This is a genomic window from Chryseotalea sanaruensis, from assembly GCF_003990915.1.
Classification (GTDB): domain Bacteria; phylum Bacteroidota; class Bacteroidia; order Cytophagales; family Cyclobacteriaceae; genus Chryseotalea; species Chryseotalea sanaruensis.
In genome coordinates this window covers 577,893-594,651 of record NZ_BHXQ01000001.1, presented here as the reverse complement: position 1 = coordinate 594,651, position 16,759 = coordinate 577,893, and the positions used below count along the sequence as shown (strand labels likewise).

At 39.5% G+C, this 16,759-nt stretch carries 14 protein-coding genes; 7 read left to right on the top strand and 7 right to left on the bottom strand.

From position 1 onward, the window contains the following. Positions 1-73 precede the first annotated feature (73 nt). The 4 genes from SanaruYs_RS02450 to SanaruYs_RS02435 all read left to right on the top strand — a co-directional run bounded on the left by SanaruYs_RS02450 (position 74) and on the right by SanaruYs_RS02435 (position 4,652). The gene (locus tag SanaruYs_RS02450; protein WP_127120914.1) at positions 74-1,186 is read left to right on the top strand and encodes a glycoside hydrolase family 16 protein; all 1,113 of its coding nucleotides are present in this window, start codon (positions 74-76) and stop codon (positions 1,184-1,186) included. Positions 1,187-1,216: 30 nt separating this feature from the next. Beyond that, positions 1,217-1,987, top strand: coding sequence for a glycoside hydrolase family 16 protein (locus SanaruYs_RS02445; protein ID WP_127120913.1), 771 nt, complete (start codon positions 1,217-1,219; stop codon positions 1,985-1,987). A 14-nt stretch (positions 1,988-2,001) separates the two neighbouring features. Next, positions 2,002-4,254, top strand: a complete 2,253-nt coding sequence (gene bglX, locus SanaruYs_RS02440; RefSeq protein WP_127120912.1) for a beta-glucosidase BglX — start codon at positions 2,002-2,004, stop codon at positions 4,252-4,254. 80 nt (positions 4,255-4,334) lie between these two features. Further along, positions 4,335-4,652 (top strand): rhodanese-like domain-containing protein, encoded by a 318-nt coding sequence (locus tag SanaruYs_RS02435; protein ID WP_127120911.1) that lies wholly within the window; start codon positions 4,335-4,337, stop codon positions 4,650-4,652. A 266-nt stretch (positions 4,653-4,918) separates the two neighbouring features. Here the strand turns inward: SanaruYs_RS02435 and SanaruYs_RS20050 are convergent, their stop codons facing one another. Then, positions 4,919-5,056 carry a hypothetical protein gene (locus tag SanaruYs_RS20050; RefSeq protein WP_160118564.1) on the bottom strand — a complete coding sequence of 46 codons (138 nt, stop codon included), beginning with the start codon at positions 5,054-5,056 and terminating at the stop codon, positions 4,919-4,921. Between the two features lie 136 nt (positions 5,057-5,192). Between SanaruYs_RS20050 and SanaruYs_RS20385 the strand changes: the two genes are divergently transcribed. Beyond that, on the top strand, positions 5,193-5,327 hold the full coding sequence (locus SanaruYs_RS20385; RefSeq protein ID WP_262708657.1) for a hypothetical protein: 135 nt from the start codon (positions 5,193-5,195) through the stop codon (positions 5,325-5,327). A gap of 815 nt (positions 5,328-6,142) precedes the next feature. Continuing rightward, positions 6,143-6,541, top strand: a complete 399-nt coding sequence (locus SanaruYs_RS02425) for a hypothetical protein (protein ID WP_127120909.1) — start codon at positions 6,143-6,145, stop codon at positions 6,539-6,541. 537 nt (positions 6,542-7,078) lie between these two features. Here SanaruYs_RS02425 and SanaruYs_RS02420 read toward each other — a convergent pair. The 3 genes from SanaruYs_RS02420 to SanaruYs_RS02410 are packed head-to-tail and all read right to left on the bottom strand — an operon-like array spanning position 7,079 to position 10,526. Further along, positions 7,079-8,410 carry a neutral/alkaline non-lysosomal ceramidase N-terminal domain-containing protein gene (locus SanaruYs_RS02420; protein ID WP_127120908.1) on the bottom strand — a complete coding sequence of 444 codons (1,332 nt, stop codon included), beginning with the start codon at positions 8,408-8,410 and terminating at the stop codon, positions 7,079-7,081. Between the two features lie 5 nt (positions 8,411-8,415). Beyond that, positions 8,416-9,957 carry an OmpA family protein gene (locus SanaruYs_RS02415; RefSeq protein ID WP_127120907.1) on the bottom strand — a complete coding sequence of 514 codons (1,542 nt, stop codon included), beginning with the start codon at positions 9,955-9,957 and terminating at the stop codon, positions 8,416-8,418. Further along, positions 9,939-10,526 carry a DNA-3-methyladenine glycosylase gene (locus SanaruYs_RS02410; RefSeq protein ID WP_127120906.1) on the bottom strand — a complete coding sequence of 196 codons (588 nt, stop codon included), beginning with the start codon at positions 10,524-10,526 and terminating at the stop codon, positions 9,939-9,941. Before SanaruYs_RS02410 ends, SanaruYs_RS02415 begins: the two co-directional genes overlap by 19 nt. Positions 10,527-10,601: 75 nt before the next feature. Here SanaruYs_RS02410 and SanaruYs_RS02405 point away from each other — a divergent pair, with 75 nt between their 5' ends. Next, positions 10,602-11,453, top strand: coding sequence for a DUF2911 domain-containing protein (locus SanaruYs_RS02405; protein ID WP_127120905.1), 852 nt, complete (start codon positions 10,602-10,604; stop codon positions 11,451-11,453). Between the two features lie 233 nt (positions 11,454-11,686). Here the strand turns inward: SanaruYs_RS02405 and SanaruYs_RS02400 are convergent, their stop codons facing one another. The 3 genes from SanaruYs_RS02400 to SanaruYs_RS02390 form a co-directional block, all read right to left on the bottom strand. Continuing rightward, the gene (locus SanaruYs_RS02400; protein WP_127120904.1) at positions 11,687-13,456 is read right to left on the bottom strand and encodes a sodium:solute symporter family protein; all 1,770 of its coding nucleotides are present in this window, start codon (positions 13,454-13,456) and stop codon (positions 11,687-11,689) included. A 102-nt stretch (positions 13,457-13,558) separates the two neighbouring features. Next, complete coding sequence (locus tag SanaruYs_RS02395) at positions 13,559-16,084, bottom strand: PIG-L family deacetylase (RefSeq protein WP_246011816.1); 2,526 nt, start codon at positions 16,082-16,084, stop codon at positions 13,559-13,561. 94 nt (positions 16,085-16,178) lie between these two features. Then, on the bottom strand, positions 16,179-16,664 hold the full coding sequence (locus SanaruYs_RS02390) for a hypothetical protein (protein WP_127120903.1): 486 nt from the start codon (positions 16,662-16,664) through the stop codon (positions 16,179-16,181). Positions 16,665-16,759: the final 95 nt, after the last annotated feature.

Sequence of the window (16,759 nt, the reverse complement as noted above, 5' to 3'; positions counted from 1 at the left end):
AATCACCACTGAAAAATTTATTGATAATTGTCGTTCATAAGTATGAACGACAATTATTATCCTTAACTAAAAGATGATGAATATTGTATATTCTTTGCTGTTCTTTCTTTCCTCTATACTACTATTTGCATGTGATGATGAGAAAGAAAACGGCAAACTGCTCTTACCTTCTGATCTGGTTGTAACGCTGACCAGTACCACTGGCTCTGGAAATGTATCGATTGAAGCCAGTGCTACGAATGCTAATTTCTATACGATCTACTTTGGTGAGGAGACAACCGAGACACCAATTAAATCAACCGATGGTAAAGCATCCTATGTTTATTCCACCGAAGGAACCTTTACAATAAAGGTGCAAGCAAATGCAACTGCTTCTCAATTTATTGAAGAGGAAAAAGAAGTTAACATTACTTTGGGTAGTGGCGAACTTGTAATTCCAAGCACAGGTTACACTTCCCCAACAAGTTACGATGGACTCACACTCGTGTGGGAGGACAATTTCGATGGTACAACACTTAATACCAGCGATTGGACATACGAAACAGGAAGAGGAAGTAATGGTTGGGGCAATAATGAATTACAATTCTATCGTCAGGAAAACACTTCTATTGTTGATGGTCATTTAGTCATTACAGCTAAAAAGGAAAATTTCAGCGGTGCGGAATATACTTCGTCAAGGTTAATCACTAAGGATAAGAAATCGTTCCAATATGGTCGCGTTGACATTCGTGCTGCGCTTCCGAAAGGACAAGGCATATGGCCTGCATTCTGGATGTTAGGAAATAACTTCCCTACTGTAGGCTGGCCTAAATGTGGGGAAATCGATATTATGGAAATGGTAGGTGGTGCTGGAAAGGATAACACAGTGTACGGAACGCTACATTGGGATAATAATGGATCACATGCTTGTACTTGTGGAGATGATGGATACACCATTTCTACTGGAACACTTGCTGGTGAATTCCATGTGTATTCTATTGTATGGAACGCCAACAAGATTACCTGGTATGTGAATAATGTTATGCACCATGAAATTGATATCACCCCTGCTGAACTGAGTGAATTTGATGCTCCATTCTTTCTGATTTTTAATATTGCAGTAGGTGGTAATTGGCCTGGTAATCCTAATGCTTCTACACAATTTCCGCAACGATTAATCGTGGATTACGTGCGCGTGTTTCAATAATTGATTTAAGACATATTAAAAAAAATACACATGAGAATAGTCTTGATGACTTTCCTCACAATACTTGCTTTTGCCTCTTGCAAACCAAAGTTAGTGTGGAGCGATGAGTTTAATTACACCGGCATACCGGATTCTGTTAAATGGAATTATGACTTAGGTGCCAATAATGGCTGGGGCAATAATGAACAACAAGCCTATACACGCTTATCTAAAAATGTAAGGGTTGAAGATGGTCATCTCATCATAGAGGCGCATCTCGATTCTATTGATGGCAAAGCCTTTAGTTCCTCTAGAATCGTTTCAAAACATAAAGGCGATTGGTTGTATGGAAGAATTGAGGTCAGCGCCAAACTTCCGTATGGTCGTGGTACATGGCCTGCCATTTGGATGTTGTCCACTGATTGGGAATACGGAGGCTGGCCTGCCAGTGGAGAGATAGACATCATGGAACATGTCGGTTACAATCAAGACTCTGTGTTCGGTACTATTCACACGGCCTCCTACAACCACATCAAACACACAGAAAAATCCGGTAAGGTACTTGTTCATGATGCAGCAGAAGAATTTCATGTCTATGCTATAAACTGGACTAAAGACAAAATAGATTTTTTTGTTGATGATCAGCTCTATTACACAGCGGCAAGAAGTGAAAACGATACATTCAAAGAATGGCCATTTGACAAACGATTTCACTTAATCATGAATATAGCCGTTGGTGGAAACTGGGGAGGCAAGATGGGAATAGATGAATCCATCTGGCCACAGAAAATGGAAATTGATTACGTACGCGTTTACCAATAATTGAAATACTAAAAATGATTACTCGTTATTCCTCAGCACTTATACTTGTGTTTTTTTTTCTCGCTTGTAACACCGAAGAGAAATCAAGCTCATCCGTAAACAAGAAAGTTGATTCTCTCATTAACGTAATGACCATTGAAGAGAAGGTTGGTCAACTCAATTTTCCGGTTGGCGATTTATTTAATACAGGGCCGACAGTTCGCACTGCCGAGTCTACACGCTTCAATGAATTAATCAAAGAAGGAAAAATCACAGGACTATTCAACGTACATGGAGCAACGTACACTGCCCGGTTACAGAAAATTGCTGTTGAAGAATCACGCTTAGGTATTCCTTTGCTATTTGGAGCCGATGTGATACACGGTTTCAAAACAGTATTTCCCCTACCCCTTGCCGAAGCTGCGAGTTGGGATACTGAAGCCATTGAATTGGCAGCTCGTGTGGCTGCCATTGAAGCAACTGCTGCGGGCATTAACTTTAACTTCGCTCCTATGGTAGACATTGCACGCGATGCCCGTTGGGGGCGTGTGTCTGAAGGTGCAGGTGAAGACCCTTACTTAGGATCATTAATCGCAGCAGCGCGTGTACGTGGCTTTCAGGGTGCCAACTTAAGTAATGCCAATACACTGGCAGCCTGTGTAAAACATTTTGCCGCCTATGGCGCACCTATGGGTGGCCGCGATTACAATACAGTAGACATGTCGTTGCAAACTTTGCACGAGACCTATCTCCCGCCCTACAGGGCAGCAGTAGAGGCTGGTAGTGCCACCATCATGACTTCCTTTAACGAACTGAACGGTATACCAGCCACGGCACATACCTACTTGTTAGAAGAGGTATTGCGCAAGCAATGGGGCTTTAGTGGCATGGTTGTTTCAGACTGGCAGTCCATTGGTGAAATGCTTGATCATGGTTTTGTGGCGGATAGTCTTGAAGCCGCTAAAAAAGCGATGGAAGCAGGAACAGACATGGACATGATGGCTGATATCTATTTGAAAAAGATACCTGTACTGATTGCGAATGGTCAGCTTGATCAAAAGGTTTTAAATCAGGCGGTAAGACGTGTACTCGAACTAAAATTTAAACTGGGACTGTTTGATAATCCTTATCTCTATTCCGATACCGTACGTGAGCAAAATGAAATCAGGTCTGTATCCAATCTGGCGGCAGCACATGAAGTAGCTAAAAAGTCAATTGTGCTCCTCAAAAATGAAAACAACATATTGCCATTAGCTAAAGACGTTAAACGCCTGGCAGTTATCGGCCCATTGGCCAATAACAAAGAAGACATGAATGGCTCCTGGTCATTCTTCGGTGAAGCACAACATCCTGTATCTATCTTAGAGGGCATCAAAGGGAAAGTATCATCATCAACTAAAATTTCATTTGCTGAAGGCTGCAATCTATACGACAATGACCAAAGCAAATTTGCAGATGCCATACGCATCGCAAAGGAATCAGATGTTGTGGTAATGGTGTTAGGCGAAAGTGCAGTCATGAATGGTGAAGGCGCTTCAAGGGCTGATATAACTTTACCCGGTGTGCAACAACAATTACTTGAAGCTATTCATAAAACCAATAAACCTATCGTTGTATTGTTACTGAACGGTCGCCCTTTAGCACTTGAATGGATGGATAAAAATATTGAGGGCATTGTAGAAACATGGACATTAGGTTCACAGGCAGGCCTGGCTGTGGCCGATGTAGTTTTTGGTGACTACAACCCTGCAGGTAAACTACCCATTACATTCCCTAGGGCTGTAGGACAATTGCCATTGTATTACAACCATAAAAACACAGGCAGACCTTATCTGGGCAAGCATGAAGAACCTTTAACAGAACGCGTATACCGTTCGCGTTACAGAGATGTACCGAATACACCTTTGTACCCATTTGGTTTTGGCTTAAGCTATTCAACATTCGAATACAGCAACTTATCCTTAAGCAAAAAATCTTTGCTGGATAATGAAACCGTAAGTATTAGTGTAACCGTAAAAAATACAAGTGCCCGAGATGGTGAAGAGGTGATTCAACTTTATATCCGCGACCTGGTGGCAAGTACTACGCGACCTGTGAAGGAGTTAAAAGGATTTCAAAAAGTATTGATCAAAGCGGATGAAGAAAAGGTTATCACTTTTACGATTGGCAAAGATCAGTTAAGCTTTGTCAATGAAGCCTTACAGACTGTTACTGAGCCTGGGCGCTTTCAGGTAATGGTCGGTGGCAATTCAGCAGCTACATTAAACGATTTCTTTGAATTGAAGTAAACAGTTTTAGGTTCAGGTGGAAAAGGCGATGGCGAAAGCTGTCGCTTTTTTTCTTGCTCAAGAGTCATTAATTTTGGGCTATGAAGGAAATAACCGTACTTGAACTTAAGCAGTTAATGGACAAAAAAGCTGATTTTCAGTTGATTGATGTCCGCGAAACACTTGAATACGGCATCTGCAATATCAACGCTGAGTCTATTCCCTTAGATGAAGTGATCCCTAACCTGCACCGCATCCAAAAAGACAAACAGGTCATCATCCACTGCAAAGGCGGTAATCGCAGCAGCCAGTTAGTTAAATACCTCGAAAAGAATCACGGCTACACAAACCTCTACAGCTTAAAAGGTGGCATCACCGCCTGGGCACAAGAGGTGGATGCGAGTATGGTGATTTATTAATCTTTTATTTTCTCCGCCCCTTCTCTCCCACTCAGCTAGCTTTTACAGCTCATGTTGTCTATTGCGTTTGGTTATTTCTGATTTTTAGTAGATTCTCTTTGCTTTTAAAAAAGCAGTATTTAGTATATTTACTATGAGTGAAGGAGTGTGCAGTAGGTAATAGGAAGTATAGACAATGAATATCGCCAGTAGTTGGTAGCCATTTATGAAAAGAATTATCATCAGTTGCATTTTTTGTATATCAGCGTGTGGCACTCGATCGGAACTTAAGCTCTGCCCTTGTTGGTGTTGTGTGTAGGGAATAGCGCTGCCTCACCAACAAGCATGCTAAATTTATTGACGAGTCCGTCCTTGCCCTTGTTGGTGTTTCGTGTAAGCATTAGCGCTGGCTCACCAACAAGCATGTTAAATTTGTTGGTGAGCCTTCCCTACTTATCAACGCGCAACACCAACAAAAGCGAGTCGAACCAAAAACAATAACAAGCAATGGAATCAATTGATAGCTTTTACGGATACTTTAACTTAGTTCTCGGATCAACAATGACATTGATTGGGTTTAGAGTGTACAGGCCGTTTACAAAAGAAAAAGAAGAAGCTATGTATAAAAAATTTGGTAATTTCTTTAAGTATGGTGGTATTGCACTTATTGTCTGGGGACTAATAAAAATATTTTAACCTCTCTCTCCTTGTAATTACTTATCATTTAACCAGCACAGTTATGAAAACATTCAAAACCATTTTCAGTACAGTTGTTGTTATTTTAAACTTTTACGCTTTCATTTTATGGGCTTATGCTTTTAATAAATACTCATCGCAGTCAGAAAGAGTAGATTTTTTTCTTGACGGTTGGTATCTCTTTAATTCTGTAAATTCTTTGAATATTTTTCTAATACTCATGACATTGGGGTCTTTAATTATTCTAAACATAAAACCATTAACGAGTCTACCATTAAGAATTTTATTTTCTTTTGTTCATATCATTTTTATACTCTATTCAATTTGGAGTCACCTTTAAACCTTTTAACACCCTCTGGTCGTAGGGTCTCCCTACGACCGACTAGAAACATACAATTTAAAATAAAACAAAAACCGTAAAAATTTAGCGGCCTTAGCGAGACGCTAAGACCAGAGGGTGAACGCATCAAGATGAAATTTGGACATCTTAAAAGGTTTATTCTGATTTCGTTCCGTCAATTTGCACAGCATTTATCGTAAAAAAATATGATCAACAAAAAAAGCTTCTTGATTTTATCTACCTCGATTTGTCTTCTGCATCTAGCAGCTTGTGCTCAATATCCATTTTCAAAGATAACAAGCACACCCACTCTTGTAGAGTTACTCCCACCCGGCATACCCTATGGTGACATGACGATGAATAGTGAACGGACGGACATGGCCGAAATGGGTGGCACAATGGCGATCGAATTGTCCAATTTGCATTCAACAAACTATCTTTAATACGTTTTAGCTACTAATTAAGAGATTCCTGTATGAAAAAATATTACGAAGTAGACGATTCAAAATTCCCCATTGTTGTAACTACATTAACCGATATTCAGCTTACCAATGAACTGTTTGGCGAGTATCTTGAGTATATGGACTCGTGGTTAAACGGAGGAAAACCTTTCGTTGATATCCATGTGTTGTCAGAAGGAAAGTATATGTCTTCAGAATATCGTATAGAGCTAAATAACTTTTTGAAGAAACGAAGTGAAATAGTAAAAAAAATGAAGACAGGCTTAATTATGGTTAATAGTTCAATGGTTATGTCAATGATGTTAAAAGGTGTATTCTTATTTAATCCTCCGCCTTGCCCACACACCGTTGTTAAAACATTAGCAGAAGCTTATACATTAGCAGATCGGGTACTAAAAACTGGAAAGTTTTAGTTATTAAATTTTGAAACTAAGTTATGGTTTGCCTTGCCGGACTTTTGATTTTTTAAAAAGGCACTAGTGAATGCATTTCAAAAAACGATCCCCCTCTGGTCGTAGGGTCTCCCTACGACCGACTAGAAACACACAAATTAAGATAAAACAAAACCTCAAAAATATAATGGTCTTAGCAAGACGCAAAGACCAGAGTGAATTCAGGTCTTACGAAAATAAAAAGTATTTAAGAGTGAGTTTCTAAACGGCAGGATATAAAAGACGAACATAAGACTTCCCCTGCCTTTTTTAGTGTTGTGCATAGGCTTTATCTCTGGCTCACCAACAAGAGTGAGCGAAATTTGAAATGAAAGTGGTCGGTGTTCTCACCAATCAAAGGCTAATACTAATTGGATTAAAAATCCTGAGATACTGCTTCCGAATTACAAATTCGGAAGAGCCGTTTATAAATTCGGAGGAGCCGTTGACCGAAGATATTCCCAGCCCTTGTTCGTGTACTTACGAACCAGCTCTCATCCTTAGTACTATTTTGAAATCTTACTCTTTACTGATCAGCCTTTCAATAAGTTCAGCCATAAATTTTCCATGATATGGGCCAACCCAATTCATATTTCTCACTTCAGTTCTATTAATTTCATCGTAAGCAGCATCTTCAGTGATGTAACCAACATAAGAGCCATTGAAGCTCGTGATCATCAAAGGATGATCATAACTTTTCAAGTGATTCAAATAAAGCTCCCCTGAAAAATCGCAAGGGGTACCTACCAGCGTTATGTCACCAATTTTTAAATAGGTTAAGCTTCCTTCCAGCGGACTCAGCAAAGCATTAAATAACCAGGGTCTCACTCGCCAATTCTCTAAAATACGCATTTGCGATTCGCCAAAAGAAATAGGCACCTCGGCAAAACGAATACTCTCTTTACAATCGGACACAGCATAGTGAGTATTCAATAGTCGTCTGGTCAGCTCATTGCTGAAAGTATCCATTAAAGGAAACCCCTTCATACTAATCATTTTATATTCAACACGGTGACTACCCACCATGCCTGCCATGTACATACCAAAATCAATTTCATGTATTCTTAAATTTTCAATCACTCTTCCCGGATAATCTGCTGATAAGGTCATAGATTTTTTATCTATGCTGGTGGCATGTGCACTAAACGTAAAGAATACTCCCTTCGTCCCATCAGCTCTCTCAATCAATATACTACGCACCGTACCATCTTTCTGTCCACTTCGCCTTAATCTATTCGCCACTAAATCCTGGGCATAACTTTCACCATAAGCCATGTTGGCCCTTAGCTTAGTGCTACTGGCAAGTTTTACTGCCTCCTTAATTTTGTTGCTTAAGGTGTTAACCCATGTTTGGTCATAAGTACCTGAGATCAACTCACCTCCTACTGTATTATCAAATGCGCCAACACTGTTGTGTGTATGCGTAGCACTTAGGTACATGAAGTCAATTTTATCTTTCAGTACTTCATTTAGTGCTGCTTTTAGCTGTGGCGGAAAAAGTAAGAGATCAACTGTTATCAAGGCCACAGTTGTTGCCCCATTATCAATGACCATAACACGAGCGAATAAAGAATCGTGTATGTCTTCAAAATGATCGCGAGGCCGATAACCAGCCATAGGCAAATTATGGTCTGGCGTAATGTTAACAGTAGCCCAACCAATTTGAAGACTATCATTACCTGTAAAATGTTTGATTGGTGCAGCGTCTACAGCAGCAAAGGACTGTTTATAAAAATCCTGTTTTTCAATAGGTGTCCTGTCAATTGGAGCAATGGATATGACGATAAGTATAATGGCAATTAAGAATAGTCCTGCAAAGATTTTAAGCATAAGCTTTACTCCTGAAGACATGTTACCTAGTTTTTAATAATGGTAAACTCTACCCTTCTATTAAGCTTTCGGCTTTCTTCTGTGTCGTTGGCAGCTATAGGTTTAGCACCTCCATAGCCTTTCCCTGAAATTCGTTTAGCCGAAACACCATTGGCCACTAAATACTCTTTCACTTTCTGTACCCTTGCCTGCGATAGCTTCTCATTGTCTTTTTGAACACCTCTGTTATCTGTGTGTCCCGATAATTCAATTTTAACTTTAGGATTAGCGTTCATAAAAGATGCCACCACATTCAGTTCATCTTTAGATTCTGGTAAAAGATCTGTTGAGCTCTGCTTAAACAGTACACCTTTCAAATTAACTGTTGTGCCTACTTCTATAGGCTGCAAAGCAAAGTCAAGTTCAAGCTCAGGTTGATCCTCATTTAAAACAACATTCTGAAAGTAAGAGATATATCCTTTTGCCTCTACAATTATTCTGTAAGTACTGTTATTTGCCAGTGGAAGCTGATATCCACTCAGGCTTGCCTCAGTCTTTGCAGTATTAGCATTAGAAACAAATGACAGACTTGCATTGATGTTTTGTCCTGTTTTTGCATTGGTTATGGCACCTGACACAATTGTTTCATCTGATTTTGTAAGAACGGTTGGTGTAGCAACTTGACTAATCGTATCCACAATAATAGGAACACCTGCGTCATAGAAGCGAACATCACCATAACCATCACTATCAAAAGTACTGGTGTATAAAGCGTTACCCCTTCCTATATTTTTATAAAACAGATCTCTTCCATCGGTATTAATCGCTTTTATATTTACAGGTTCAGACCAGTTTTGCCATGTATCATCAAGACGCGCTGAAGCATACACATCGAAACTTCCTTTACCCTTTCTTCCATTACTAGAAAAATATAGTGTGTCGTTACTACGGTTCAGTGATGGCGACAATTCCTGAAAACTGGTGTTGATTACTTTACCAAGGTTTTTCGGTTCTGACCAACCATTTAAAGTTTTGCTCACTACATAAATATCTTCAACTCCATAGGTTCCATAAGTTTCTGCTGCATACACAAAATATTGGGCGTCATAAGAAAGTTGCCCTTGAATATTTTTTGACTTAGAATGAAAATAAGGAATACTAATATTTTTAGGTTTAATCCATTTACCATTTTCAAATTTTGCAATGGCTATACCTTGTGTGGTGGCTGCTTCACCTGTGTTTGTGAAATGATTGCCTATATAAAGCTCAGCTAAATCAGGAGAAGTGCCTAGTACGGTGTTATAACCTTTGTCATTCAATTCACTACCTGCATGCACCGGGGCAGACCATTCAGCACCGTTGAAATGCGCAATCCATATATCACCCGGATCTTTGAGTCCGCCTATATTCTGAGGATGATTACTCCTGGTTACAAATAAATAATTACCATCAGCACTCAATACAGGGTTTTGTTCATCGAAAGTTGAATTAAATGCAGCAACCTTCGCGGTTGTTAATAATTGTGCATGAACGCTTGCCGATAACAACAGACAAGCGTATAAAAGAAACTTTACTTTTTTGATATCCATATATTGTCGCGAAGATAGAATCTCCAGGGCAGATTTGCATCTTCTCCTGCATAGTCTATGCCAATACGTGCACTGGCTACAATCTGAGCTGGCTTTACCTTAAAACCTTCCTCAATCCAAAGATGCTCATCATCCAGTCGGATTCCATTGTATTTTCGGGAAATTCCCATTGCCTGCGTTAGTTTACCAGGACCAGAGCTAAGTTGATTATCCTTTACATTTCCCCTGCGGCTCCGCATATGTTCAACGCCTTCAAGGGGTTGCAGTGCCCTTATCAGTACTGCTTCTGCTTTGTTTTGTTTATTGGTAACAACATTAAATAGATTGTACATGCCATAACACAGATACACATAAGCCACGCCACCACCAGCAAACATCACCTCAGTCCGTTGTGTTCTCTTGTTATTGTAGGCATGACATCCTTTTTCTTTCCACGAGTAAGCTTCTGTTTCTACAATAATCCCTGCGGTAATTAGGCCATTTACCTTACTAACTAACTGTTTTCCAAGTAATTGCTTTGCTATAAGCACTACATTAGACCGTTCGTAAAAGGATTGATTCAACTTCATAACATGGGCACTCCGCTATGTAAAAAATGCCTATTTTTGGCGCGCTTACAAACACTAAATTAAATCAATACTACCATGAAAAAATTACTCTTCGCAATACTATTTGTTGCGATTCTTACAGCGGAAGCACAAGTGCAAACGCCCCAGCCTAGCCCTTCAGCCTCTGTATCTACAGTGGTGGGTCTTACAGATGTAAAGATCGATTATGCGCGTCCTCGCACGAAAGGCCGCAAAATTTTTGGTGAAAGTGCTGATGTATTAGTTCCTGATGGTAAAATCTGGAGAACAGGTGCCAACAATGGTACTAAAATCACTTTCTCTGATGATGTAACTGTAGAAGGTACTAAAGTTGCTAAAGGTGAGTACTTATTATTCACATGGCCTGGTGCTAACGAATGGACTGTTTCTTTATACAAAGATCTAAGCATTGGTGGCAATACTGATGGCTACAAAGCTGAAAACGAAGTAGCTAAGTTTAAAGTGAAACCTGCTAAGTTGACTGAGAAAGTTGACATGTTCACCATGAACATCACTGACCTTTCTGATGACAGCAAAACAGCTAAAATTGAAATTGCCTGGGAAAATACCTCAGTAAAATTCGGTATCGCTGTAGATTATGATACTAAAGTTATGAAGTCTATCGAGACGGCTACAAAAGTATCTCCAGGTAATTATGCTAATGCAGCGATATACTACGCTGAAAATGGCAAGGATTTAAATCAGGCGCTAACATGGATTAACGAAGCCATTAAAGCAAATCCGAAAGCTTTCTGGTATGTTCACCAAAAGGCAAAAATCCAAGCTAAAATGGGTGACAACAAAGGTGCTCGCGAGACTGCCAATGAGTCTATCCGTTTAGCAAAAGAAAATGGTAACGACTTCGGTTACGTAAAAATGAATGAAGATTTCTTGAAGACAATCAAGTAATTGATCTGAGTTCTAATTGAAAAGGCTGTTCCGGAAATAATCCGGAACAGCCTTTTTCTTTTCTGTCAATCTGTGTCTTTTTCTAAAATCCGTCTGACCGCTGTTTACTTTCGCTTTCAGCGGTCTGACGGATAGTTCTTCTTTCAAATCTAGTAGAACTTAGTATTCAATCACATAACCCGCATGTCTAATAGCTCGCAGCTCGTAACTAGTAGCTAAAAACAACTACTCCCCTAAGTCGTTATTTCTTTTTTAATAAATCCTTGTACAATCAAACTCACTACCACCACCAACATGCAACCGATGATGTTGTACAATAGAAAAGCCAGATCTGTAAACAGATAACAATACAATACAACAGCTTCAGCCAATAATGCAGCCCAGAATACTGCTGTGCCATGTACACGTTTTACATAGAAGGCGCATAAGAAAATACCTAAAATAGTTCCATAGAAAAGCGAACCCACAATGTTTACGAATTGAATCAGGTTTTCAGCAAAGCCGGCCAACATGGCAAATACCATCGCTAACAAGGCCCACATCAGTGTAAAACTACGCGATGCTTTTACATAATGTTTATCAGTTGCATCTGCATTAAACGATCGCTTGTAGATATCTACTGTTGTGGTAGATGCCAGTGCATTTAACTCAGAGGCCATTGATGACATAGCTGCTGAAAACATAACGGCTAATAACAAACCAATAATACCGTGAGGTAAGTAGGTCAACACAAAATTCAGGAAGATATAATCTCTGTCTTGCGTTTTCGAGCCGGGTACAGCCTTGGCAATGCTAGCCTTTACTTTATCCCTGATTTCCTTTTCTTGTTGTTGATACGCCAGCACTTCTGCCCTCGCGCTTTTCTTTACTAGCTCATCCTCATTCTCAATGGCCTTTACCAGTCTTTTGGTAGATACTTCCTTTTGATCTAATACATTTTTGTACTCCTGCTCCAGTGCTACAAGCTCCGTTTGACTGGAAGTCTGCATTGCTCTCTGGTAAAGTGATGTGTTATGAAAAACGGGAGGCTGGTTGAACAAGAAGAAAACATATACCAACACCCCAATGAAGAGTATTAAAAACTGCATAGGTATTTTAAGCAAGCCGTTAAAGATTAAACCCATGCGGCTTTCTCTAATTGACTTACCTCCTAAATAGCGTGATACTTGTGACTGGTCTGTTCCGAAATACGATAAGAATAAAAAAGTACTAGCGATTAAACCTGTCCAGATGTTATACCGATCACTCAAAATCAGGTTTACTTTTTGAAATAAACTTAGTTCACCCACCGTAGCAACACCTTCTGGTAGATTTTGCTCGATGTCTGATGGCAATACATTCACAATATTAAACTTACCCAACTCCCCTGCCAGGCTTAACGTTTCGCCAAAAGACAAAGATTCAGGCAGCATAGAATACGCCACAAAGCCCGCCAGAAACATGCCACTCATAATGATGGTCATTTGCTGGCGTTGTGTAATACTCACAGCTTTAGTGCCGCCTGATACCGTATAAACGATCACAAACAAACCAATCAGTGAGGTAGTCGCAAAAATATTCCAACCTAGAATAGTAGAGAGCACAATGGCAGGTGCGTACAAGGTTATACCGGCCGATAAACCGCGTAGTATTAGAAAAAGTATTGCCGCTAAGGTTCTCGTTTTTAAATCAAAACGAGATTCTAAATATTCGTAAGCGGTATAAACTTTTAACCGATAATAGATTGGCACCATGGTTACTGAAATAATCACCATCGCCAAAGGCAAACCAAAATAGAATTGAATAAAACGCATGCCATCTTCAATGGCTTGACCAGGTGTTGATAGAAAAGTAATGGCACTTGCTTGTGTTGCCATAATGGATACACCGATCATCCACCACTTCATAGAGTTATCACCTTTTAAATAACCTTGTATGGTTTGGCTGCCTCTTGTTTTATAAACGCCATACGATACAATGGATATAAGTGTACCAAATAGTACAATCCAGTCTATATAATTCATGCGAAATATCGAGTTAAGAAGAAATAGAAAGTAACTTGTATCAGCATAAACACCAAAACAAGGTAATACCAACTACTCCATTTTTTAAATAAGGGTGGTTTCTCAATTTCTTCCATTACCTGATTTCTTTTTTCCTTTTACGTTTAATGTTGGTTCCGCTTCCTTAACCTTTCCACCTGATACAAGGTTAGCGAAAAGCTTATAAGCACCTGGCACACCTTCTGGTAATTCCCTGAAGAAAGACAAACCAGTGTAAATGTATTTACCTTCTCCATAATTAGCCACTAGTAAACTGCCCTCTTTTGGTTGCTCTCCTTTATCATTCATTGAAAGCAATGCATCAAACTGTGCATCCCATTTATTGGGAAAATATAAGCCACGTTCCTGTACCCAATCATTAAAATCTGTGGAACTGATTTTGTTCGGGTAATTCAATAATGGATGTTCCGGTTTTAAAATAGTTACTAAGGCATCCTCTTCTGTTACCCTGTCGCGTGATAAAGTAATTGGATAAGGAGAGAATACATCTGTTTCGTAACCAAAATTAGTATTGTATTGCATTACGAGTGTACCACCATTTTTTACATAATCAAGTAAGGCTGGCATGGCAAATTGTAATCTGTTGTTAGTATTTATGGCACGAATACCTAATACCACGGCATCCAGACGCTTTAAATTCTCTTCAGTAATTTCTTCATCTTTCATTTCCCATACTTCGTAACCCATGTTACGCAAGGCTGAGGGTACATCATCACCGGCACCCTTTATATAACCAATCGTATTTCCCTCTTTTTTCAGATTGATTCTTATCAAAGCTGCATCCGATTTTTGCAGAATGGTTTGCGTGGGTATATGATCGTATGCAATGATTTTCAATTCTTTATCATACAGCTTATTATTAATCACGGCATAAGCTTCAAGCGTAAACTTACCTTCTTCAATAGCAGGGTACACCGTGAAGCTTTTTGTTTGCTCCTCTCCTAGTTTACTTAGTTCGAATGCAACACTTGCAGGTTCTGAACGCCAACCGTTGGGCAAGCGCAGGTTTACATTGCCCTGAACTTTCTCTTTGCCCGATGATTTAACGACAACCTGTACCTGGCGCGGTGCATCGGTAGCAAAGATGATAACTGACTCTGCCAGGTTTACAAAAACAGGAGGCACAACTTCCACCGCCCTGTTTAATTCGCCTTTTACAGGATCAACATTTTTATAAATCAATGGTATCACTAAGGAAACCACTTGTCCTTCAATTTCTACATCGGCTGTGAATTGAATAGCTGGATCACTTTCTGGTTTGCCTACTAATTTTTCATCAGGAATGGTGAAGGTTCCAATGGAGTGTTCTTCCTGCAACCAATAAGGCGATGAATAAGGGACAGTGCTTTCGACATCATGTTTAACTTTAACATTAAGTGTTTTTCCAGAAAGCAGATTAGTATTTAACGTGCTATCGTACTTTAATGCTGTCGCACTTAATTTCTTAATAGAAACTGGTAATGTTGATCTGTTTAACAATTCAATACTGACAGAAACTATATTACCGGGAGTTGCCCAAAAATGATCTGCGGTGGCTTCCAGGTAAAGCCCTAAGCAAGCTTGCAGCAATTGATTTACCTCTTCCAACTTTCTATCACGCCACACGCTTTTCTCAAGAGCAATAATTTGTTGTTTGATTTGAATTAATACAGGCACAGAAGCTTCTGGCTTTTCCTCATTGTATTCAACTATTACTTTATTTACTAATGTCTGAACTTTCTCCCCACCTTTTACTCTCGTCCAGCTTGTATTAACGTTTTCAAATACATCCTTCTTCGCTTCCTCTCCTTTTACGAATTCAAGAAACTCAAGTTGGTCACCTCTTGTACCTCTTGAGCCAAAGCCCTGGCTCTTATGCTGACTTCTGCTGATAGCAGCTAACTCGGAATAGGAAGTGCCTAATAGAGCGCTATAACCACCTACATTCAGTGTTAGCACTCCGGGGGTATTCTCATTAATGCTTTGGTTCCACCAGCGACCTGTGTTGGTATACAAACGTTTTACCTGCCAAGTCGAATATTCCGACAATTGTTTAGTAAAGCGATCTTTCGATGCCGCTGCATCAAAAGCTTCTTGAGCTAACACTGCTGAGGCTGTATGGTGTCCATGACCTGCTCGCTCATCAGGTGGGAAACGTGTAATAATTACATCGGGTTGAAATTGTCTGTAAATGCGTACTACATCTTCCAGGATCTGATCTTTACCCCAAATAGCAAAGGTTTCATCAGCCGATTTAGAAAAACCGAAGTCATTTGCCCTGGTAAAAAACTGTTGTCCACCGTCTAAACGTCTGGCCGCTAATAATTCCTGTGTTCGAATCAGGCCTAACTCATCCCTGATTTCCGGGCCAATTAAGTTCTGACCCCCATCGCCTCTCGTCATTGATAAGTAAGCGGTAGCTGCTAATCTCTCATTGGCGAAATATGTAATGGCTCTGGTGTTTTCATCGTCAGGATGTGCTGCCACATACAAGACTGAACCTAAGAAATTAAGCTTTTTTAGTCCCAGTTTAATCTCGGCTGCATTTGGCTGCGGTTTGCTTTGGGCATTGACAAAAAAGGGTATTAAAGCGAGTAAAATAAATCTCATGCAAAATCAGTTTTGCGAATAAACGTAGAAATAAGGAAATAGGTATTATGGCTTTGACAAACAAGCACTTATTCAGTATGAACGGAGTAGCGATTCAGATTCTTCCTCTTTTCTCTTCATTCACAAAAAAATCCCCAGACTCTTCAAATCTGATATCAATTCTGGAAATCCTTTTTTTATCCTTACTTAACAATATTATTGTATATTCCCTCGGTGAAATACCATCTTTAATATCATCGGTATAGCCAAGGTCAAGTTCAACCACCTCACCCTCAGTTATTTTTTTATTTTTAAATATTCTATCTTTTGTCAATACATGTAGGCGAAATTCTTCTGGTTGAAGTTTTATAAGATTCAAATTAATTTTTAAGTAAGGCAAGGGTGTGGTTGAGGTTCGTTTTTCCCTTTCTGCAAACGTTTCATTAAAATTGGCAACCTTATTGGGTTCACTACTCCTGGTCTTAAATGTCAAGCTCAGTTTACACATGTATTCTTCAGCAGGCTTGAGTGGAACACTCTCCTGAAATGATGATTGCAAGGCTACTATAAAAAGTAAAAAGGATTTAAAAAAAAGAAACATAAGCGATAGTATTTAAGTGAAATACGATTGGGGAATTCCTTGGTTAGTTAAAGTCTTTGTTTACAATTACAAATAAATTTATGTAAGATTTTGAT

What these genes read in the sequence shown, in the direction of transcription:
- SanaruYs_RS02435 (WP_127120911.1), top strand. Translation starts at nt 4,335, where the DNA reads ATGAAGGAAATAACCGTACTTGAACTTAAGCAGTTAATGGACAAAAAA.
- SanaruYs_RS20050 (WP_160118564.1), bottom strand. Translation starts at nt 5,056, where the DNA reads ATGCTTGTTGGTGAGCCAGCGCTAATGCTTACACGAAACACCAACAAG.
- SanaruYs_RS02390 (WP_127120903.1), bottom strand. Translation starts at nt 16,664, where the DNA reads ATGTTTCTTTTTTTTAAATCCTTTTTACTTTTTATAGTAGCCTTGCAA.
- SanaruYs_RS02405 (WP_127120905.1), top strand. Translation starts at nt 10,602, where the DNA reads ATGAAAAAATTACTCTTCGCAATACTATTTGTTGCGATTCTTACAGCG.
- SanaruYs_RS02400 (WP_127120904.1), bottom strand. Translation starts at nt 13,456, where the DNA reads ATGAATTATATAGACTGGATTGTACTATTTGGTACACTTATATCCATT.
- bglX (WP_127120912.1), top strand. Translation starts at nt 2,002, where the DNA reads ATGATTACTCGTTATTCCTCAGCACTTATACTTGTGTTTTTTTTTCTC.
- SanaruYs_RS02415 (WP_127120907.1), bottom strand. Translation starts at nt 9,957, where the DNA reads ATGGATATCAAAAAAGTAAAGTTTCTTTTATACGCTTGTCTGTTGTTA.
- SanaruYs_RS20385 (WP_262708657.1), top strand. Translation starts at nt 5,193, where the DNA reads ATGACATTGATTGGGTTTAGAGTGTACAGGCCGTTTACAAAAGAAAAA.
- SanaruYs_RS02445 (WP_127120913.1), top strand. Translation starts at nt 1,217, where the DNA reads ATGAGAATAGTCTTGATGACTTTCCTCACAATACTTGCTTTTGCCTCT.
- SanaruYs_RS02420 (WP_127120908.1), bottom strand. Translation starts at nt 8,410, where the DNA reads ATGTCTTCAGGAGTAAAGCTTATGCTTAAAATCTTTGCAGGACTATTC.
- SanaruYs_RS02425 (WP_127120909.1), top strand. Translation starts at nt 6,143, where the DNA reads ATGAAAAAATATTACGAAGTAGACGATTCAAAATTCCCCATTGTTGTA.
- SanaruYs_RS02410 (WP_127120906.1), bottom strand. Translation starts at nt 10,526, where the DNA reads ATGAAGTTGAATCAATCCTTTTACGAACGGTCTAATGTAGTGCTTATA.
- SanaruYs_RS02395 (WP_246011816.1), bottom strand. Translation starts at nt 16,084, where the DNA reads ATGAGATTTATTTTACTCGCTTTAATACCCTTTTTTGTCAATGCCCAA.
- SanaruYs_RS02450 (WP_127120914.1), top strand. Translation starts at nt 74, where the DNA reads ATGATGAATATTGTATATTCTTTGCTGTTCTTTCTTTCCTCTATACTA.